We start from the raw sequence: 20,931 nt of genomic DNA on the forward strand, positions 1-20,931 counted from the left end.
CGGTTCAGCGCGGGCGGGCTCGCGGTGTCCCATCGGTCAGGGCGAGGCCTCCGTCTACGAGGCCTCGCCCTGCTCCTGCTCGCCGTCCGTGCCACCGCACAGGCGCCTCCGCCGCCACCACCCGCGCCGCCGCCGCCGACCTCGGAGCCTCTACGGAAAGCCCCGCCGGGCGTCGACTTGGACCTCTCGGAGCCCGGTCCCGCGCCACTCCAGCCCGCCGTGCCGCTCGCGGCCGACACGCTCCGCCCGAGTCCCGCCCCCGCCATCCTCGACGCGTACCGCGCCGACCCCGACTTTCAGTACGACCGCCCACAGGCCGAGGGGCCGTCCCTCTGGGAGCGGTTCTGGCGCTGGGTCTACCGGACCGTTCTGGCGCCCCTCTTCGAGAACACGTCCGCCCGCGCCCGCGAGTGGGTCCTGATCGCGCTCGCCGTCGGCATCCTCGGGTGGGTGCTGTCGCGCCTGCTGCAGGCCGAGGGCAGCGGCGTGTTCGGCCGGAGCGCGCCCGCCGGCGGCGTCGGCGGCCCGCTGCTCGACGCCGACGACATCGCGGAGGTGGACCTGCACACCCGACTGGCCGACGCATTGGCGCAGGCCGACCACCGCGAGGCCGTCCGCGTGCGCTACCTGCTGCTGCTCCAGGCGCTCGACGCGGCGGGCGCCATCGCATGGCGCCGCGACAAGACCAACCGCCAGTACGTCACCGAGGTGGCCGCGGCCGACGCCGACCACGCGCCGCTGTTCACGCGCGCCACCCGCGTCTTCGACGCCGTCTGGTACGGCGAGCGGCCCGTCTCGCCCGCCCTCTACGCCGAGCTGGCCCCCCTCTTCGACGGCGCTTCCCCCCGAGCCGCGTGAGCGTCCGAGGCTACCTCCTGCTCCTCGCCGCGCTCGTGGCCGCGCTTGTCGCGGTCCAACTGGCCCAGCCGCAGCCCCTCGACCTACGGGTCCGCCTGGAGCGCAGCGGCGACGCGCCGTTCGACGCCGAGGTGTTCTTCGCGTCCCTGCCCGAGTGGCTCGGCCAGCCCGTCGAGCCGGTCGGCGTCCCGGCCTTCGAGCGGCTCGAAGACTCCACCCTGACCGGCCTGACCTACCTCGTCCTCGCGGAGTCGGTCCAGCCCGACGCCGCCGAGGCCGCGCGCCTGCTCCGGTTCGTGGAGGCCGGCAACACGCTCGTCGTGCTGACCCACCTCCTCGAGGGGCCCCTCGCCGCCGGACTCCTCCCCCCTGACACCACCCGCCGCGGGCCCGAGGCAGACCTACCGGTGCCCGACGGCCTCGACCTCGACGTGCCGGAGAGCGCCGTCCTCGTCGACTCCTACTACGGCGACTACAGCACCTTCGAGGGCTTCGCCCAGGGCGTCACCCAGGGAGCCCTCGAGCCCGACACGCTCCGCCTCGGCGCCCCCGGCGTCCGCGGCGACTACGTCTTCCCGGTCGAGGTGAGCGGCCACGAGGTCGTCGGCCTCGACCCCGCCCGCAGCGAGATCCTCGGCACCGCCGTCTGGTCCTGGGAGAACGGTGACGTGGACGAGATGGTCACCCTCGCCCGCATCCGCCACGGCAGGGGAGAGGTCCTCGTCTCCTCGACCCCGCTGGCCCTCTCCAACGCCGCCCTCACTGGCGACGGCGACGGCCCCGCCTACGCCGCGGCCCTGGTCGCCGCCCTCCCCGACCAGCCCGTCCTCTGGGACGATTACCAGAAGCCCTACCGCGAGAACGCCCAGACGCCCCTCCGCTTCGTCCTCCAGACGCCCGCGCTCCGGGGCGCGTACCTGCTGCTGCTGCTCGCGGGCGTGCTCTACGTCGCCTTCCGCGGGCGCCGCTGGCAGCGCGCCGTGCCCGTCGTCGCGCCGCCGCCCAACGCCCAGCGCGAGTTCGCGAGGACCGTCGGCCGCCTCCACTTCCTCCACCGCGACGACCGGGCCCTGGCCCACCGCATGGACGCCCACGTCCGCGACCGCCTCCGGTCGGACCTCCGACTCACCGAGCCCGCCCTCGACGACGAGACCGCCCGCCTGGCTGCCGCCCGTGCGGGCGTCCCAGAGGCCGAGGCCCTCGCCCTCTTCGCCGCCCTCCGCCGCGTGCGCCATCGCCCCGACGCCGACGACCTCGTCCGCCTCGACGCCCGCGTCGCCCGTTTCTTCCGGCACGTCTGACCGGTGCGCCTCCCGTCCGCCGGAGCCCGCACCCCACCGCGATCCCCTCATGTCCGACCCCACCGACGACACGTCCCGTCCCTCCGACGTCACCCCCGATCCCTCCGCCGGGGCTCCCCGTGCCTTCGGCGAGGCTCCCCACGCCTCCGCCGAGGCTTCCCGCGCCTCCGCCGAGGCTTCCCGCGCCTCCGCCGAGGCTTCCCGCGCCTCCGCCGAGGCTTCCCACGCCTCCGGCGAGGCTCCCCATGCCTCCGGCGAGGCTCACCATCTCCTTCACAATGCCGACCCGTTCGCTTCCACCGCCGACCTCGCGCCCGTCGCCGAGGCCGTCGAGAAGCTCCGCGCCGCCATCGGGACCCTCGTCGTCGGGCAGCACGGACTGGTGGACGAACTCGTGGCGTGCCTGCTCGCCGGCGGCCACGCGCTCATCGAGGGCGTCCCCGGCGTCGCCAAGACGCTCACCGCCAAGCTCCTCGCCCGCGCCTCCGGCCTCGACTACGCCCGCATCCAGTTCACGCCCGACCTGATGCCCGCCGACGTGCTCGGCACGAGCGTGTTCTCGCCCGCCACGCGCACCTTCGAGTTCCACCCCGGCCCCATCTTCGCCCAGCTCGTCCTCATCGACGAGATCAACCGCGCGCCCGCCAAGACGCAGGCGGCGCTGTTCGAGACGATGGAGGAGCAGCAGGCGACCATCGACGGTGTCACGCACCCGCTTCCGGACCCGTTCATGGTGGTCGCCACCCAGAACCCCATCGAACACGAGGGCACCTACCGCCTGCCCGAGGCTCAGCTCGACCGTTTCCTGTTCAAGGTCGTCGTCGACTACCCGTCCGAGGCGGAGGAGGTCGAGATGCTGACCCGCTTCCAGGCCTTCGGTGGCGCCCTGGACGAGGACCGCGTCTCCGCTGTCGTCGACGCCGACGCGCTCCGTGCCGCCCAGGCGGCCGTGCGCGAGGTCCGCGTCGAAGAGCCGGTGCTCCGCTACGCCGCCGCCATCGTCGCCGCCACCCGCCGCCACCCGGCCCTCACGCTCGGCGGTAGCCCGCGCGCCACGCTCGCGCTCGTCCGCGGCGGAAAGGCCGTCGCCGCCATGTCCGGCCGCGACTTCGCCACGCCAGACGACCTGCGCACCATCGTCGCCCCGGCCCTCCGTCATCGCATCCTGCTCACCGCCGAGCGCGAGATCGAGGGCGTCCGCCCGGAGACGGTCCTGAAGCGGATCGTGGAGGAGATCGAGGTGCCGCGATAGGCAGAGACTCGCCGAGGACCCGGAGTGCGTCGGTCGGCAGATCCCGGCCATCTCCCGCGCCCGACGCTCCAGGTCCCCGTCGTCCTCCCGCTCCCACTGTCCCCGTAGCGCCCTGAGCTTCCTTCGCTCCCTGTTCCTGACCGCCCGCCCGTTCTGGGCGATGCTCGGCCTCGCCGTGGCTTTCGTGGTCGCGTTCTTCTGGGCGCCGCTGCTGCCCGCGGTCCAGGTCGGCGTCGGCGTGCTGGGCGTGCTCGTCGTGGCCGACACGCTCCTGCTGTGGGGCACCCGCGGCGGCGTCGAGGCGGACCGGGCCGTGCCGGACAAGCTGTCGATGGGGGACCCCAACGAGATCGCGGTCACCGTGCGGAGTCGCTACCGCTTCCGGCTCTCGGCGCGCGTGATCGACGAGGTGCCGGTCCAGTTCCAGGAGCGCGGCGACGGCGCCGTGCTGGCCGTCCCGCCTCGGGGCGAGGCCCGGCACACCTACACGCTGCGCCCGACCCGGCGCGGGGCGTACGGCTTCGGCCGCCTGCTCGTCTACGCGTCCTCGCCGCTCGGCCTGCTCGCGCGGCGGTTCGAGGCGGTGGAGGGCGGTGAGGCGGTCGTCTACCCGTCCATCCTTCAGATGAAGCGCTACGCGTTCCTGGCCGAGAGCGACCGGCTCCGGGAGGTCGGCGTGAAGCGCGTCCGGCGCCGCGGCCACACCATGGAGTTCGACCAACTCCGGCCGTACGTGGCGGGCGACGACCGGCGCTCGATCAACTGGAAGGCGACCGCCCGGCGCAGCGCCCACGAGCCGCGCCTGATGGTCAACACGTACCAGGACGAGCGCGAGCAGCCAGTCGTGGTGGCGCTCGATATGGGGCGCACCATGCGGTCCCCGTTCGAGGGCATGACGCTCCTCGACCACGCCGTCAACGCAGCGCTCGTGCTGCTCAATACGGCCCTCCTCACGTCCGACCGCGCAGGGCTGGTCGCGTTCGACAAGGAGGTGGGAGCGGTGGTCCGGCCGGACCGCAAGCGCGGCCAGCTGGCGGCGCTCCTCGACGCGCTCTACCGCCTCGACCCCGGCTATCAGGACCCGTCGTTCGAGGGCCTCTACGCGACCCTGCGCGGGCGTCTCGGCCAGCGTTCGCTGGTCCTGCTGCTCACCAACTTCGACACGGTCACCGGTCTAGAGCGGCAGCTTCCCTATCTCCGCCGGATCGCGCGGAGCCACCGCCTCGTGGTGGTGCTGTTCGAGAACACCGGCATCCGCGGCCTGCTCGCGGCGAAGGCCGAGCGACTGGAGGACGTCTACGTCAAGGCGACGGCCGAGGCGCTGGCTGTGGAGAAGCGCGAGATCGCCCGGGTGTTGGAGCGCCACGGCATCGGCTCGTTGCTCACCACGCCCGAGCACCTCACGGTCGACGCGGTCAACAAGTACCTGCAGATCAAGGCTCAGGGAACGTTCTAGACGACCGCCGAGGGACTCCTGCACTAGTGGTCGGATGCATGGTTCATGTTGTCAGATTTCGTCCTACGGTTCATTATTTCTTGACAAAACGGAGGTCATGCCTCCTCTTTCTGGCCTGTGTCATGCGAAAGCGGTTCCACATGCAGTCGCACCGCCTGAGGAATGGGTGAGGAGCCAAAATGAACGAGCTGTGGTGGTTGGATGAAGGGATGATGTGCCCCTACCGTGCGGACCTCGCCTCCGACTCCTGGGAGGCCTCCCACCATCTCCCCCGCACATGCCTGTTGCTCTTCGTCGCCGGACCCATGTGGTTCTGGCTGCCCTCCTCGCCCTCGCCCTGACGCCGCTCGCGAGCGCTCAGGATGCTCGCACGACCGCGCTCAACCACGCCTTCCCGTCGGTCGACGCGGCCACCTTCCAGGCCGACGCCGACCGGCCCCTGTTCCTCTCCGGCGACCTCGGCTCAGTCGCCTCGCCAGAGGCCTTCTTTCGCGACCATGCCGGGGTCTTCGGCTTCGACGCCGCACCGGACGTCCGCGTCGTGCGGACCGAGTCCGACGACCTCGGTCTGACGCACGTCCGCGTGCAGCAGACGGTCGGCGGCGTGCCGGTCTTCGGCGCCGAGAGCGCCCTCCACCTCCGCGACGGCCGCGCCTACGCCTGGGGCGGTGACCTGCACCCCGGCGCCGTGAACGTCCGCACCACGCCCGCGCTCGACGCGAACACGTCGATCCAGGCCGCGCAGCGCGCCCTCGGCCCGGTCGAGTACCGCCGCGCCTCCGGCGACGCCCCGATCACCGGCCGTGAGGCGGCCCCCGACTGGGCGCCGCGCGCCGAGCTCGTCGTGCTCCCCCACGACGGCGACTACGTGCTGACCTACCACGTCCGCCTGTTCGTGGAGTCGCCCGCTCCCGCCAACTGGGAGGTCTTCGTCGACGCCACGACCGGCGAGGTCGTCCACCGCTTCAACTCGATCCACACGTTCGACCCGCGCGCCGAGGCCGATGTGGCCGCGTGGCCCGGCGTCCCGTACGCCGTCCCCTCCGCCTCGATGATGATGGCGGGTCCGACGACGGGCACCGGCTCCAGCCTCTACAGCGGCACGGTCACGATCCCGACCTACCTCTCGGGGTCGAGCTACTACCTCTACGACACGACCCGCGGCCCGTCCTACATCCGGACGATGACCGGCAACAACGGGACGAGCCTGCCGGGGAGCTACATCACCGACAGCGACAACAACTTCACCGCCACGGCCGCCCGCGCCGGTGTCGACGCCCACTACGGTGCCGTCGCCACGTTCGACTACTACAAGAACACCCACAACCGGAGCAGCTACAACGGCAACAACGCCTCCATCACGAGCACCGTCCACCACCGGAGCGGCTACAACAACGCCTTCTGGAACGGCTCGCAGATGGTCTACGGCGACGGCGACGGCAGCCAGTTCGGCCCGCTGGTCGAGCTCGACATCGCGGCCCACGAGTTGAGCCACGCGGTCACGGAGTACACCGGCGGCCTGATCTACCAGAATGAGTCGGGCGCCCTCAACGAGGCGTTCTCCGACATCATGGCCATCATGGTGGACCGGAACGACTACCGCGTCGGCGAGAACTCGTACACGCCGGGCACCTCTGGCGACGCGCTCCGCTACCTGGACAACCCGCCGGCGGGCAACCAGCCGGACAACTACGCGGACCGCTACACCGGCAGCCAGGACAACGGCGGCGTCCACATCAACTCGGGCATCGCCAACAAGCAGGCCTACCTGATGATCGCCGGCGGCACCTTTCGCGGCGTCACCGTGGGCGCGGTCGGCCGGAGCGTGACGGAGAAGGTCTGGTACCGCGCCATGGCCAACTACTTCACGTCCTCGACCAACTTCGCCGGGGCCCGTGCGGGCACCATCCAGGCGGCGACGGACCTCTACGGCGCGGGCTCCTCGCAGGTCGCCTCGGTGACCAACGCCTGGGCTGCCGTTGGCGTGGGCTCTGGGAGCACCGGTGGCGGCGGTGGCGGTGGCGGCGGCACGCCCGAGTGGCGCTATGAGACCATCACGTACCAGTCGCCTCACAACTACCCCAACAACTACAACAACACCCAGACCTACTCGAAGCCGGGCGCTCAGCGCGTCGCGATGTACTTCGAGCAGTTCTCGACGGAGAACAACTACGACTTCGTCTACATCAAGAACAGCTCCGGCGCGACGACGGCCACCTACACCGGCAACAAGTCGGCATTCTGGGCCATCGTGGACGGCGACGCGATCTCGGCCAACCTCGTGACCGACTACTCGGTGACGGCGTACGGCTACCGCGTCACGACCGTCGCGTACTTCTCGGACCAGGTCCTGCTCGCCGCCGACCCCAACCCGGTGCTGGGCTACGAGCCGGAGGCGCAGCCGAGCGACGTGCTCCCGGCCGTCTTCTCGAAGGCCGAGGTGGCCGAGCTGGCGCTGGGCGTCGGCCCGAACCCGGCCGGTGCGACGACGACGGCGACGCTCTCGCTGCCGGACGCCGGCCCTGTCTCGGTGACGGTGATCGACCTCCTGGGCCGCACGGTCGCCACGCCGCTCGCCGGCACGCTGGAGGCCGGTCAGACGCCGGTGCGGATCGACACGTCGGACCTGCCCGCGGGCGTCTACGTGGTCGTTCTCGACGCCGCCGGCCAGCGGCTGACGCGCCAGGTCACGGTCGTTCGCTAGGACGGCAGCCAGGCTCCCGGGCCCACCACCTTGCTTCCCGGGAAGGAGCCCTCGCCTCGATTGAGGCGGGGGCTCTTTGCGTTCGCCGGAATGGAGTCCGTCGCGCTGCCGTATGGAGCGCCGCTCTCTCTACGGTGGTACCTCGTGGGCACCGTGACTCCCCTCCGCGCGTCCACTGGTCCCCGCGCCAACCCCCCCATGAATCGCCTCGCCGACACCCACAGCCCGTACCTCCTCGGCCACGCCGACAATCCGGTCGACTGGTGGCCGTGGTGCGACGAGGCCTTCGCCGAGGCGCGGCGCCGCGACGTGCCGGTGTTCCTCTCGATCGGCTACGCGACGTGCCACTGGTGCCACGTCATGGAGCACGAGTCGTTCGAGGACTCGGTCACGGCCCAGGCGCTCAACGAGGCGTTCGTGCCCATCAAGGTCGACCGTGAGGAGCGGCCCGACGTAGACGGCATCTACATGTCGGCCGTGATCGCGGCGACGGGCGGCGGCGGCTGGCCCCTGACGGCGCTGCTGACGCCCGATACGCGCGAGCCGTTCTGGGTAGGCACGTACCTCCCGCGCGAAAGCCGAGGCGGACGGATGGGCGTCCGCGACCTTGCCGCGAGCGTGTCCCGGCACTGGCGCGAGAACGCCGACGGCGTCCGACGGTCGGCCGTGGAGCTCGCCGGAGCCGTTCGGAGCATGGCGGACTTGGCGCCAGGCAACGCATTGCAGGACCGCGACCTCGACGCGGTGTCGAACGCCCTCGCGCGCCGCTTCGACCCCGAGTTCGGGGGCTTCGGGATGGCGCCCAAATTCCCGACGCCGCACCACGTTCTGTTCCTCCTGCGGCGGGCGGCGCAGACGCGCGACGGGCGGCTCGTTTCGATGGCGCTCGCCACGCTCCGCGCGATCCGGCGCGGCGGCATTTTCGACCAGGTCGGCGGTGGGCTGCACCGCTACTCGACCGACAAGATGTGGGTGCTCCCCCACTTCGAGAAGATGCTCTCGGACCAGGCGATGTACGCGCTGGCGTGCGTCGAGGCGCACGACGCGACCGGGGCGCCCGACCTTCGCGAGGCCGCCGAGGCGACGCTCGACTACGTCCTCCGCGACCTCCGCAACGACCGCGGAGGGTTCTTCTCGGCCGAGGACGCCGACTCACTCGATGCCGACGGCCATCGGGAAGAGGGCGCCTTCTACACCTGGACCACGGCCGACTTGGCCGACGTGCTCGGCCCCGAGGACGCCCGCCTCGCCGCCGATGTCTGGGGCACCGATCCCGACGGCAACTTCCTGGACGAGGCGACCCACAAGGCGACCGGCGCCAACGTGCTGCATCTGCTCGACCCGGCGATCGGGTCGCCGAGCCCGCTTGCCGCCACCGCCGCCCGCCTCGGTATGACCGTGGAGGGCCTCCGGATCCGTCTCGACTCGGTCCGCGAGCGGCTGTTCGAGGCGCGGTCGTCGCGTCCTCGCCCGCTCCTCGACGACAAGGTGCTGACCGACTGGAACGGTCTCGCCATCGCCGCCTTCGCCTCTGCCGCGCGCGTCTTCGGCCGGGACGACTACGCCCGCGCCGCCACCGAGGCGGCGAACTTCCTATTGTCCGAGATGCGGACCGGCGACGGCGACCTGCTCCACCGCTGGCGCGACGGACAGGCGGGCATCCCCGGTCTCGTGGACGACTACGCGTTTCTCGTCTGGGGCCTCATCGAGGTGTACCACGCGACGTTCAACCCGGCCCACCTCGGCGCCGCGCTCGACCTCCACAGCCGGATGCTGGCGCACTTCGAGGCGCCAGGCGGCGGCACCTACCGGAGCACCGCCGACGCCCCCGACCTGATCGTTCGCCAGCGAGCGCTGGATGACGGGGCGATCCCGGCGGGAAACAGCGTCGCCGTGCTCAACGGACTCCGCCTCGCGCGCCTCACCGGCCGCTCGGACCTGGAGGACGCCGCGCGTCGCGCCCTCGACGTGCCCGACGTGGTCCGCGAGCATCCCTCCGGCTTCACCTTCCTGGCGATGGCGGCGGCGTTCGCCGAAGGGCCGTCGCAGGAGATCGTCATCGCGGGCGAGCCCGATGCGCCGGATACCCTCGCGATGCTGGATGCGGCCCGGTCGGTGTACGCGCCGCACGCGGTCGTCGTGCTCCGGCCTCCAGGCGTGACCTCGATCACAGACCTCGTCCCGTTCGCCGCCGAGCAGACGATGGTGGAAGGGCGGGCGACCGCCTACGTATGCGAGAACCACGCCTGCCAGGCGCCGACGACCGATCCTGAGGAGGCCGCTCGTCTCCTCGCCGAGGCCGTCGGGTAAGGCGCCGTCGGGTCCGCCTCGGCCGTCGACTGGGGAGGGGAGCCTGGGGCTCTCGGGCGGGGTTCGCCCCGCCCCTTCCCTACGCCGATGCTCGACTCCGACCGCGCCCGTCAGACCCTCGACCGCTCCGAGAGCGGCGCCCCGGCGTCTGGCCACGCCGTCCGCGACCTGTTCTCGACCGACGAGATCTTCCAGCGCGTCGTCGCGACGGCCGACGAGGAGTTCGTCCGGTCGACGCGGCTGCTGTTCTTTTCGGGGCTGGCGGCCGGGCTGAGCATCGGGCTGTCGTTCGTGGCGCGAGCCGCGCTGTCGGCCGAGATCGGCGATGCGTCGTCGCTGGCGGGTGCGGCGCTCTACCCGGTCGGCTTTCTGCTCATCGTGCTCGGTCGCTACCAGCTGTTCACGGAGAACACCCTGACGCCGGTCACGCTCGTGCTGACCCGGATCGCAGCCGTTCCCGCGCTTCTCCGGCTCTGGGGCATCGTGCTGCTGGCCAACGTGCTCGGCGCGGCGCTCGTCGCCGCGGTGCTGGCGCGAACCGGCGTGTTCGACGCCGACTCAGCGGCGATGGCGCGCGAGATCGCGATGCATGGGCTGGAGGTGCCCACGGGCGCGCTGTTCTGGAAGGGCGTCTTCGCGGGCTGGCTCGTGGCTTCGATGGTGTGGCTCAACCACGCCGCCCGAGACACCGTCACACGGTTCTTTATCGTGTTCGCGATCATGTTCCTGGTGCCCGCGGCGGACCTCTTCCACTGCATCATTGGGGCATGCGAGACGCTCTATCTCGTCTTCCAGGGGCTCGCCGGGATCGGCGACGCGGCGCGGTTCTTCGGCGCCGTCGTCGTCGGCAACACGGTCGGCGGCGTGCTGCTGGTCGCCATCCTCAACTACGGCCAGACGCGCCGGACGCGGTTTCCCGACCGCGACTGCGACGACCTCGCGCTGACGTGGCGCGAGTTCCTGTTCGGCGTCGGCCGGGGCGCGCCCCGGCGCAGCGAGGCGGGCAACGCGCCGCTCTCGCGCGACGAGGACCAGGAAGGAGCGGAGACGGGCTCGATGCTCGATCAGCCCGTCTCCGCCTGACCTCACCCGGCGATCAGTCGGATGGCGCCGCTGCCCGTGCTGACGCGCAGCGTCGGCCCGCCGCCGTTGAGCCGTCCGCGGGCCTCGTCGCGCTCGCGGTCGCCCGAGAAGCGGAGCGCGTCGTCGATGCGGACCGAGCCGCCGCCCATCTGAACGTCAAAGCCCGCCGCGCGCGGCAGGCGCATCGTGACGGACCCGCTGCCGGTGCTGACTTCTGACGACGCGGCTGACACGAGCGTCATCTCGACGCTGCCGGAGCCGGTGTCGACGTTCGTGCGCCCGTCCACCGTGCCCACGTTCACACTGCCCGAGCCGGTGTCGACCAGCAGCGAGCCCTCGACGCGGTCCACGTGGACGCTGCCCGAGCCCGTGTCGATGCGGACGTCGCCGCGGAGCGCGCGGGCGCGAACCGTGCCCGAGCCGGTGTCCAGCACCACCTCGTCGCCGTTCACGTCCTCGACCGTCACGTTGCCGCTGCCGACGTCCACGCGGAGGTCGCCGGTCAGGGAGCCCACCTCGACGTTGCCGGAGCCGAGGTCGAGGTCGGCAGAGTAGCGCCGCGGAATCTCGATGGTGACCTGAAAGGAGGCGTCGCGACGGCCCGACCAGCGCTGACGCGGCGGGTTCGTGCGGACGGTCAGATCGCCGCCGCTGGTGCGAGCGGAGAAGCGGCGGCGCTCGAACTCGGAGGCCGCGTCGCGGCCTCGGCCCTCGACCGTGACGCGGGCGCGGGTGCCTGAGACGGTCCGCACGGTGACGTTCTCGCTGCCGAGGTTCAGGGCGAGCCGTCCGCCCTCGCGGACAGAGAACGACTCGTCGAACAGCACGTCCTGCGACACGGCGGCCGTGCCCTGCGTGGAGACCGGTTTCACGTCGATGGTCACCGAAACGCTCTCGCCGTGCTCGGCGCGTTCGATCACGAGGTGGTCTGAGGCAGCCGACCGGAGCGCGCGGGCGCCGACGGTGACCAGGAGGACGGTGAGGACGACGAGCAGCGCGCGTCGGAGTCCGGAACGAGACATGGAGGGCAGGGGAGGATGAGAGGACACCTGCTCTACGGGTGCCGCGGCTCAGAAGGTACAGTGGTGTGCTAAAAAAGCAGCATGGAGGGCGCGCTCACCTCGCCGGATCCCACGGATGGTGTCCTTCGCGGAGTCCCCGTTCGCTCCCGAATGGCCGATTGGACGGCCCCGGTTGTCCTCGGGGCGCCACGCGTGGTACCCATAAGGCGATCCTTCCGGGGATCCGGTCCCACCACCTCGTCCCCCCATGCGACTCTTCCTCTTCACCGGCCTGCTGGTCGGCCTCGGTGTCGCGCTGGCTGCTTGCGACACGGCAGACGGCCCCGCCACCGCGCGCCTCACGGTCCGCCTGACCGACGCGCCGTTCCCCTTCGACCTCGCCGAGGCGGCCTCGGTCACCATCACCCGCATTGAGTTGCTGGCGGCCGCCGACGATGGCGATGCAGCGAACGACACCTCCGACACCGAGGGCGTGCTGGACCGCATCGTGCTGTTCGACGGGGAGCCGTTCGCCCTCAACCTGCTGGACCTGCGCGACGGGGTTGACACGCTCCTCGTCGAGCGCTTCGCGATCCCGGCCGACGGCGTCTACAACCGGATCCGGCTGTTCGTCGGAGACGACGCTGAGGTCCGCTTCGTCGACGGCACGACGTTCCCGCTGAAGCTGCCTAGCGCGCAGCAGTCGGGCATCAAGATCGCGCTCCCGGCCTACGAGGCCACCGACGGTGACATCGACCTGCTGATCGACTTCGACGTCGAGCGGTCGTTCGTGACGCGCGGCAACCCGGAGGGGCCCAACTTCCAGGGCTTCCTCTTCAAGCCCGTCCTCGAGGTCGAGTCGTTCGAGGTACTCGCCGACACGACCGAGGCGGGCTGAGCCGGTCGCCCGGATGCACCGCGCCCCCGGCCGGGACATCCAGCCGGGGGCGCGGTGTGCGAGTCGGTCGCGAGAGACTACGCCTCCGTGATCGTGACCTGCATCGTGTCGCCCTGGCGGACGCTGTCGACCACGTCCTGGCCCTCGACGACGGTGCCGAAGACCGTGTGACGACCGTCGAGGTGCGGCTGCGGGGCGTGCGTGATGAAGAACTGCGAGCCGTTCGTGTTCGGGCCTGCGTTGGCCATCGAGAGGGCGCCAGTGGTGTGCTTGAGCGGGTTGCCCGCCGTCTCGTCCTCGAACTTGTAGCCCGGGCCGCCGGTGCCGGTGCCGTTCGGGTCGCCGCCCTGGATCATGAAGTTGGGGATCACGCGGTGGAACGTGAGGCCGTCGTAGAAGCCGTCGCGCGCGAGCACGACGAAGTTGTTGACGGTCTTGGGCGCGTGCTCCGGGAAAAGGTCGATGAGGATGTCGCCCTTCGGGGTCGAGATGGTCGCACGGTACGTGGTGTCCGTGTCGATCTGCATCTCGGGGGCTGCGTTGTAGGTCTTGGCCATGGTCGGGGTAGGGGGGAGAGAGGAAGCCTACGAGTGGCCTCGCGATCCGTTCGGCCGAGGAGCGCTGCAGAGGGCGGTTCCCGACGATCTCCATCCCCAGGCCCCGCGGAGCGGTCTGGAATCGCTTCCGCGAAACCCATCCGGTGTGCGCATCTTGCAGCGAACCTGCCCCTACGCCCATGCCTGTTCTCCACGTCTCCGCCGAGTGTGCCCCGTTCGCCAAAGTCGGTGGGCTGGCTGATGTCGTCGGCGCGCTGCCCGGCGCGTTGGCCCGCCTCGGCGTCGCCTCGGGCGTGGTGATGCCGTTCTACGGTGGGCCGCACGGGCGGCTGGCGCAGAAGGCGGGCGCCATCGAGTCGGTCCACACCGGCGTCGTGTTCTTCGAGGGCGAGTGGTTTCCGTTCGAGGTCTTCCAGTCGGACGCGCTCTCGTCCGACGGCGCCGAGGTGCCGCTGTACCTCGTCCACGAGCCCGAGCACTTCGGCGACGACGGGGTCTACTTCCGGGCGTCCGACAACACCTGGTTCGCGCGTGGCGAGGTCCGCTACCTCGTCTTCCAGCTGATGGTGCTCGACTGGCTGCGCTCCGAGAACACGCCGCTGGACGGCGACGGGCTGCTGCACCTCCACGACCACCACGCGGGCCTCATCCCGGCGCTCCTCCACACGGACCCCGCCAACTCGGTCCTCGCCGACCTGCCGACGGTCCTGACGGTCCACAGTGCCGATCACCACGGCGAGATCCCCTGGGCGCGCTGGAACTCCCTCGGCCTGGACCTCCCCAACTGGGAGTCGCTCGACCACCTGGGCGTCGTCAACAGCCTGAAGGCGGGCGTCGAGACGGCGGACCGCGTGACGACGGTCAGTCCCAGCTACGCGATCGAGCTGACCGAGTCGCCCGAGACCTCGCACGGCCTCGACTACGCGTTTCAACTTGCGGGCGACCGCCTCTCGGGCATCGTCAACGGGGTCGACATGGACGTGTGGGACCCGGCGACGGACGCCTTCCTGCCCGAGCACTTCTCGGCGGACGACCTGGGCGGCAAGACGGCGCTGAAGCAGGCCGTCTGCGCGTCCCTCGGCCTCGACGCGTCCCGGCCGCTGCTCACGTTCGTCGGGCGGTTGACGCCGGAGAAGGGCGCCGAGGTGCTGGCGCCCGGCATCGCGCAGATCCTCCACCAGACCGACGCGGCGGTCGCGATCCTGGGCTCGGGGTACCCGGAGTACGAGGGTGCCCTGCGCGACCTCGCCGCGTCGGCGCCGGAGGGGCGGCTGTCAGTGACGCTGGCCTTCGATGAGGCGCTCGCCCACAGGCTCTACGGCGCGGGCGACGTCTTCCTGATGCCGTCGAAGCAGGAGCCGTGCGGACTGGGGCAGCTCTACGCGATGCGCTATGGCACGATTCCGGTCGTCCACGCGGTCGGGGGCCTGCGCGACACCGTGACCGCGTGGGACGGCGCGATCGGCACCGGCCTGCGCTTCGACGCCTACTCCGCCGATGCCTTCGCCGAGGCGGTCGGCCGGGCGTTGGCGCTCGACGCGGACGCCCGCGCGGCGCTCCAGCAGAACGGCATGCGGGCGGACCACTCCTGGGCGGCCTCGGCGGCCGACTACGTGACGCTGTATCGGGAGCTCGGCCTCAGCACCGCGACGAAGGGCTCCGGCGTTTGACCCGAAAACCGTTACAGGACGGTCGGGATCTCCTGCACCGCTTCTCCTTATCTAGCAAACCTTCTCTCTCTCGATCCTCATGCGCGACACGCTGGCCGTCATTCTCGGCGGTGGTGCAGGCACCCGCCTGTTCCCCCTCACCCATCACCGCTCGAAGCCCGCCGTCCCCCTCGCGGGCAAGTACCGCCTGATCGACATCCCGATCTCGAACTGCGTCAACAGCGAGCTGATGCGCATGTTCGTCGTCACGCAGTACAACTCGGCCAGCCTCAACCGCCACGTCGCGCGGGCCTACCGCTTCGACCGCTTCGGGCACGGCTTCGTGACCGTGCTGGCCGCCGAGCAGACCCCGGACTCGCACGAGTGGTTTCAGGGCACCGCCGACGCGGTCCGCCAGTGCCTACCGCACATCAACCCGCACCCGCACCGGCGCGTGCTGATCCTCTCCGGCGACCAGCTCTACCGGATGGACTTCAACACGTTCGCGGCGCACCACCGCTCGACCTGGGCCGACCTCACGGTGGCCACGATCCCGGTGACGGCGGAGGACGCCTCGGCGTTCGGCATCCTCAAGACCGACGCGGACGGCGTGATCACGGAGTTCCACGAGAAGCCGACGCCGGAGGAACTGCCGGGCCTCGAAAGCCCCGTCTCGGCGAAGATGAAGGAGCAGGGACGCGTCTACCTCGCCTCGATGGGCATCTACATGTTCGAGCGCGACGTGCTCCGGGAGGTGCTCCTGACGGATGAGAGCCAGAAGGACTTCGGAAAAGAGATCATCCCGGCCGCCATCGCCTCGCGCCGCGTGGTGAGCTACCCCTTCGACGGGTACTGGTCGGACATCGGCACGGTGCGGTCGTTCTACGAGGCCAACATCGCGCTCGCGCAGCCGGACCCGGAGTTCGACCTCTACGACGCCGAGGCGCCGATCTACTCGAACGCGCGGATGCTGCCGCCGGCGAAGATCCAGAACTCGCACGTCCGCAACTCGATGATCGCCGAGGCGGCCGTCATCACGGACGCGACCGTGGAGGACTCGGTCGTCGGCCTGCGGTCGTTCATCTCGCCCGGCGCCACGCTCCGGCGGACGGTCATGCTGGGGGCGGACTACCACCCGTGGCTCGACGCGTCACGGCGGCCCGGCCTGAACCCGCCGCCCCATCCGGGCATCGGCCCGAACAGCACGGTCGAGGGCGCCATCATCGACAAGAACGTCCAAGTGGGCGCCGACTGCCGGATCACCAACGCCGACGGCGTCTCCGAGGCGGACGGGGACGGCTGGTACATCCGCGACGGGGTGATCGTGCTGCAGAAGGACGCCATCATCCCGGACGGGACGGTGATCTGATACGCCCTGTCTCCTGTTTGGTTCTAGGTCTCAATAGCTAATCGTAATGAGCGAGATACACTCTGCAAGAATCAAGTCAAAATTGAAATCGGACTATTCAGATCTGATAGACATGGATGACACCGTAGGTAAGCCTGAGTCGGAGAGAGAAAAAATGTTTCTCACAAGGGCGCAGGGTGCTGCGGTTGTGAGGCAGCTTTCGGGTGCTACAGCCGAGAAGGTTTCATCTTGTGTGGTCGATGGGTATGGCGACAATGGAATAGACGTTGTGTACTACGATATCAAATCAAGTATTTGCTACGTTGTCCAGTCGAAATGGGTCCATAAGGGTAGTGCCTCGCCTCCTAAGTCTGATGTGCTAAAATTTGTCAATGGGGTCAGGGACCTTGTTTCGGCTAAATACGAAAAGTTTAATGGCAAAGTTAGAAGAGCTGTGAAATATATTGACATGGCACTCAAGGACACCGATGTGCACTTTGAAATAATAATCGCATATACCGGTTCGGAGAAAATTTCAGATGAGGCAGAGGGGTGTATCGATGATCTGGTCGACTATCTAAATGACCCTCTCGCAGTGTCGAGAAAGAGGATATACAGTCAAAAAGAGATATATGGAATCATATCAAAGAATAATACCGATATAGACCTTGATGTCAACCTTTTGGACTGGGGAACAATAGGTGACCCATATAGGGCCTATTATGGAAGAGTTTCTGCGGACCAGATTCATAAATGGTATTCAGAATACGGAACCAGACTATTCGATAGTAACATAAGAAACTTTAAGGGTGATACAGATGTAAATATAGACATGCAGGCAACCTTGGCGGAGGAGCCGGGTAAATTTTGGTACTTCAACAACGGTATAACTATATTATGCAATTCTATAGAGAAGAGGGCGATTGGTGCTGGGAGTAGAGGCGTGGGTGAGTTTCTTTGTAAGGGCGTTTCGGTTGTAAACGGGGCACAGACTGTTGGTAGCCTGTCCGGGGCTATCGCGTCGGGATTTGAGAAGGCCAATAGTGCCGAGGTCATTGCTAGGTTTATTTCGTTATCCGAATGCCCCAGTGGTTTCTCTAAAGAGGTGACGACAGCCACTAATACCCAGAATAAAATCGAAAGGAGGGATTTTGCATCTTTGGACGAGAATCAGGAAAGGTTAAAAAGTGAGCTTCACTTAGACTTGGGAAAAACGTATGCATACAAATCCGGCGACCCTGTCCCGAGAAAGGAGGATGGCTGTACTCTCGAAGAGGCCGTTGTCGGCCTATCGTGCCATTACAGTGAAGTTAGATATTCTACAGAGGTAAAGCAGGCGATTGGGAGAATGTGGAAGGATAAATCTAGACCACCTTACACTAATTTGTTTAATGATAATACTAGTGCAATTATGATGTGGAATGTCGTTCGGGTGATGAGGGAAGTTGATCTCGTTCTGGGACTAGAGTCTTCAAAGGTAGGGGCTGTGAATAGGATGGATCATGTCGCGGTTCACGGCAATAGATTTATACTACACCATGTATTCAAGAACTTAGAGGACGTTCAATTGGGAGACAGGTCGTTCGAGCTCTCAAGCTATGCCGAGAGAATACGAGCTACCACCTACTATATATTAGAAAGTGTATCAGTATTGATTTCCGGGATGGGATCGGTATATCTCAACAATCTGTTTAAAAACCATAAAAAACTGGGCGCTATGTCCGATGATATACCAGTTAATGTGGATTATGCAGGGGGCTACACACCCCGGAGGCTTCGTGAGCCCACTTTGTTCGACTAGCTGACTTGACGTTGGCTATGCGCGACCGGCGCGGCAGCGAACAGAGGCGTCGTCTTCGCCCACGTCGTCGTGAACAACTCCGACCGGCGGTAGGCCTCCAGCGCGTCGGCGTCGTCCCACTGGCTAAACGTGGTGAGGACGTTCGGAAACCGGGCGTCCTGCCACAGTTCCAGGTGTCGGCACCCCGGCGCGGCGGCGATGCGGGGGCGCGCCTCGGCGAACAGATTGAGGAAGTCGCCGAGGCGGGCGGGGTCGAACGTCATGCGGACGGTGCGGAGGAGCATGGGAAGGTGGATGAGATTGAGAGGTGCGGAGGTGGGTGAGGTTGTAGAGGTGCGAGGGTCTGGGCAGCTACAAGATTCTATGTCGCCTCAAGACCTGAATGCCGCTGCACCTCATTCTCTTCCGGACCTCACCCACCTCCGCACGTCCGACCCTCACCACCCCCAGCGCTGAAACGCCACCACCGATCCGACAGGCGCGTCCGGCCACGACTCGGGTAGATGCGCCAGTCCGTCGGCGAGGGCGAGGGAGTGGGCGACGTGCGAGCCCTGGGCCCCTGCGGGGAGGGCGTGGAGTCGGCCCTCGACGTAGCGGCGAACGGCGACGCGGGCGAAGGTGTGGAGCCCGGCCTTCTTCGAGATCGGCGCGTCGAGCACGGCCGGCTCGGTGAAGGCGTCGGCCGGGCGCCCGAGCATGGCGGCGAGCAGGGGGCGGACGTAGACCTCGAAGCACACGGCCGCGCTGACGGGGTTGCCGGGCAGCCCGATCACGGGGCGTCCGTCGAGCACGCCCACGGCGAGCGGCTTGCCGGGCCGCTGGCGGACGCCCCAGAGCGTCCACGACCCGCCCGCCGCCTCGACGGCGTCGCGGACCCCGTCGCGCTCGCCCATCGACACGCCGCCCGCGAACACGATCACGTCGGCGTCGCGGGTCTCGGCGAGCACGCGGGCCAGGTCGGCGGCGGTGTCGCGGGCGCGGAGCGGGCCGATCACTGCGGCTCCGGCGGCCTCGGCCATCGCGGCGAGCGTCGGGCCGTTCGAGTCGCGGATCTGGCCGGGCGAGAGGGGAGAGGCAGCGTCCACCAGCTCGTCGCCCGTCGCGATCACGGCGACGCGCGGGCGGGAATGGACCCACACCGGATCCGCGCCGACGGCGGCGAGGACGGCGACGGCGCCCGGCGTCACGACCGTCCCGGCGGCGAGCACCTCGACACCTGCCGCCAGCGCGTCGCCCGTCGTGCGGATGTGCTGTCCGACTGCGGGGCGCGCGTCGAGGCGGACGGTGTCGCCGTCGCGCGTGATCCGCTCGACCGGCACGACGGCATCGGCACCGGCTGGGACGGGCGCGCCGGTCATGATGGCGACCGCCACGCCTGGTGGCAGGTCGCCTGGCACGTCGCCCGCGTGGACGGCGCCGACGAGCGGGAGCGTCAGCGAGTCCGGGAGGTCGGCGACGCGGAGGGCCACGCCGTCCATCGCCGAGGCGTCGAACGGCGGGTGCGACTCCCGACTGGCGACGGGTTCGGCCAGCGTTCGCCCCACGGCGTCCCCGAGGCGGACGGCCTCACCCGGCGTGACGCGCGCCATCGTGAGGACGGCGCGCAGGGCGTAGTCGACGGAGACGAGGGCGTCCATGGAGGCGAGGGGAGAGCGGGAGGGAAGCGTCCGCCCCCCCGCTCGTCACCCGGTCAGCCGCCGTAGCCGAAAAGGCCCATGAACTTGGTCGCGAACGGCACCGAGCCCTTCATCTTGACCTTCCCCTGCATCATCGCCATCATCGGATTGAGGTCGCCGTTCTCGATGGCCACCCAATCTTCCGTCTTGGCCGTCAGGCGGAGGGTCGGGTCCTCGGGCACCTCGCCGTCGAGGATGTCGAGTTCGCCGTGGTGGACGTAGAGGGTTACGTCGCGGGCGTCGTCGCCGGTGAGTTGCATGTAGACCTTGTCGTCCATGGAGGAGGCCTTCTCGCTGTTGAAGCGGTCGGGGTAGGAGGCGAGGACGGCGTCGAAGTCAGCGTACCGGGGCATGTGCGTGGGGGAGGGGCCTGAGAAGGAGAGGAGGGCGGAACCCTGCGAACGGGCTTCCGGGTTCCGACGGGCCGCCCCGATCCCCATGGATTCCGATTCGTCCGTCTCCGTCGCGACCCCGCGCGGTCTCGTCACCATCACCGCGCCCCGGCTGGCGTCGAGGCGTCTGCGAACGCGGCAGGAGGCCCACCGCGACTTCCTCGCGAGCCACTGGGCCGAGCTGTCGGCTGCAGCCTATGAGGGCTACCGTCGGCACGGCGCCGGGGCGGTGGTGCTGTGGCGCAGCGAGCGTCCCCGGCGGTTTCGACCGCGTCCGTTCGAGCCCGAGCGCCTGTTCTACACGACCCAGATCCACGCCCTGCCCGGCACCACCGAGGCCGACTTCGACGGCTGGGAGGCCCGCCAGCTGGAGACCTACGACCCGGAGGCGGAAGGGCTGGTGGTGTTCGTCGAGGGAGACGGCGTGGCAGGCTACCGGGTCGCCGGGCAACCGTCACCCCCGGAGGCACACCGCGCGTCGAGGGCTCGGGAGAACTGAGGCGTGAAGGGAGGCGCTCGCGAACGGGGCCGGTCCTTCCACCTCGGCACCGAGGCGGACGCGCGCCGCGGGCCCGGGCACGTTCGAAGACGGACGCCCGTTCGTGCCCTGACGCCGCGGACCGCGCGGCGTAGCTTGGCCCGCGA

17 protein-coding genes are annotated in these 20,931 nt (G+C 68.9%); 12 read left to right on the forward strand and 5 right to left on the reverse strand.

Annotated features, from left to right (window positions below; genetic code table 11):
• Window positions 1-177: 177 nt before the first annotated feature.
• The 7 genes from B1759_RS15520 (at window position 178) to B1759_RS15550 (ending at window position 10,964) form a co-directional block, all read left to right on the forward strand.
• A complete protein-coding gene (locus B1759_RS15520) occupies window positions 178-858 on the forward strand; it encodes a DUF4129 domain-containing protein (RefSeq protein ID WP_143537425.1) in 681 nt (226 codons plus the stop codon).
• Window positions 855-2,159: a DUF4350 domain-containing protein gene (locus tag B1759_RS15525; RefSeq protein ID WP_095515954.1), complete on the forward strand. Its 1,305-nt coding sequence runs from the start codon at window positions 855-857 to the stop codon at window positions 2,157-2,159. Before B1759_RS15520 ends, B1759_RS15525 begins: the two co-directional genes overlap by 4 nt.
• A 49-nt stretch (window positions 2,160-2,208) precedes the next feature.
• Window positions 2,209-3,411 (forward strand): MoxR family ATPase, encoded by a 1,203-nt coding sequence (locus B1759_RS15530; protein WP_198948929.1) that lies wholly within the window; start codon window positions 2,209-2,211, stop codon window positions 3,409-3,411.
• Between the two features lie 160 nt (window positions 3,412-3,571).
• Entirely contained in the window at window positions 3,572-4,867 is a 1,296-nt protein-coding gene (locus B1759_RS15535) for a DUF58 domain-containing protein (RefSeq protein ID WP_198948931.1), read from the forward strand.
• A gap of 277 nt (window positions 4,868-5,144) precedes the next feature.
• Window positions 5,145-7,571 (forward strand): M4 family metallopeptidase, encoded by a 2,427-nt coding sequence (locus B1759_RS15540; RefSeq protein ID WP_095515956.1) that lies wholly within the window; start codon window positions 5,145-5,147, stop codon window positions 7,569-7,571.
• Window positions 7,572-7,769: 198 nt separating this feature from the next.
• Window positions 7,770-9,881 (forward strand): thioredoxin domain-containing protein, encoded by a 2,112-nt coding sequence (locus tag B1759_RS15545; RefSeq protein WP_095515957.1) that lies wholly within the window; start codon window positions 7,770-7,772, stop codon window positions 9,879-9,881.
• 87 nt (window positions 9,882-9,968) lie between these two features.
• Complete coding sequence (locus B1759_RS15550; RefSeq protein WP_095515958.1) at window positions 9,969-10,964, forward strand: formate/nitrite transporter family protein; 996 nt, start codon at window positions 9,969-9,971, stop codon at window positions 10,962-10,964.
• Between the two features lie 2 nt (window positions 10,965-10,966).
• Here the strand turns inward: B1759_RS15550 and B1759_RS15555 are convergent, their stop codons facing one another.
• Window positions 10,967-11,986: a DUF4097 family beta strand repeat-containing protein gene (locus B1759_RS15555; protein WP_095515959.1), complete on the reverse strand. Its 1,020-nt coding sequence runs from the start codon at window positions 11,984-11,986 to the stop codon at window positions 10,967-10,969.
• Window positions 11,987-12,233: 247 nt separating this feature from the next.
• Here B1759_RS15555 and B1759_RS15560 point away from each other — a divergent pair, with 247 nt between their 5' ends.
• Window positions 12,234-12,863: a DUF4382 domain-containing protein gene (locus tag B1759_RS15560; protein WP_095515960.1), complete on the forward strand. Its 630-nt coding sequence runs from the start codon at window positions 12,234-12,236 to the stop codon at window positions 12,861-12,863.
• Window positions 12,864-12,940: 77 nt separating this feature from the next.
• On the opposite strand, the gene B1759_RS15565 is transcribed toward B1759_RS15560, so the two are convergent.
• Window positions 12,941-13,420, reverse strand: a complete 480-nt coding sequence (locus B1759_RS15565) for a peptidylprolyl isomerase (protein ID WP_095515961.1) — start codon at window positions 13,418-13,420, stop codon at window positions 12,941-12,943.
• Between the two features lie 179 nt (window positions 13,421-13,599).
• Between B1759_RS15565 and B1759_RS15570 the strand changes: the two genes are divergently transcribed.
• From B1759_RS15570 to B1759_RS15580, 3 genes are all read left to right on the forward strand, one after another.
• Window positions 13,600-15,090 (forward strand): glycogen synthase, encoded by a 1,491-nt coding sequence (locus B1759_RS15570; RefSeq protein WP_095515962.1) that lies wholly within the window; start codon window positions 13,600-13,602, stop codon window positions 15,088-15,090.
• A 79-nt stretch (window positions 15,091-15,169) separates the two neighbouring features.
• Window positions 15,170-16,438, forward strand: a complete 1,269-nt coding sequence (locus B1759_RS15575; RefSeq protein ID WP_095515963.1) for a glucose-1-phosphate adenylyltransferase — start codon at window positions 15,170-15,172, stop codon at window positions 16,436-16,438.
• A 46-nt stretch (window positions 16,439-16,484) separates the two neighbouring features.
• A complete protein-coding gene (locus B1759_RS15580; RefSeq protein WP_095516019.1) occupies window positions 16,485-18,218 on the forward strand; it encodes an AIPR family protein in 1,734 nt (577 codons plus the stop codon).
• Here B1759_RS15580 and B1759_RS15585 read toward each other — a convergent pair.
• From B1759_RS15585 to B1759_RS15595, 3 genes are all read right to left on the reverse strand, one after another.
• Entirely contained in the window at window positions 18,215-18,502 is a 288-nt protein-coding gene (locus tag B1759_RS15585) for a putative quinol monooxygenase (protein ID WP_095515964.1), read from the reverse strand. The two genes, B1759_RS15580 and B1759_RS15585, sit on opposite strands and share 4 nt — an antisense overlap.
• Before the next feature lie 153 nt (window positions 18,503-18,655).
• Window positions 18,656-19,855 (reverse strand): gephyrin-like molybdotransferase Glp, encoded by a 1,200-nt coding sequence (gene glp / locus B1759_RS15590; RefSeq protein WP_095515965.1) that lies wholly within the window; start codon window positions 19,853-19,855, stop codon window positions 18,656-18,658.
• Between the two features lie 53 nt (window positions 19,856-19,908).
• On the reverse strand, window positions 19,909-20,247 hold the full coding sequence (locus tag B1759_RS15595; RefSeq protein ID WP_158225301.1) for an SCP2 sterol-binding domain-containing protein: 339 nt from the start codon (window positions 20,245-20,247) through the stop codon (window positions 19,909-19,911).
• Window positions 20,248-20,332: 85 nt separating this feature from the next.
• Here B1759_RS15595 and B1759_RS15600 point away from each other — a divergent pair, with 85 nt between their 5' ends.
• On the forward strand, window positions 20,333-20,785 hold the full coding sequence (locus B1759_RS15600; protein ID WP_095515967.1) for a hypothetical protein: 453 nt from the start codon (window positions 20,333-20,335) through the stop codon (window positions 20,783-20,785).
• Window positions 20,786-20,931 lie beyond the last annotated feature (146 nt).

Source organism: Rubrivirga sp. SAORIC476, assembly GCF_002283555.1.
GTDB lineage: Bacteria > Bacteroidota > Rhodothermia > Rhodothermales > Rubricoccaceae > Rubrivirga.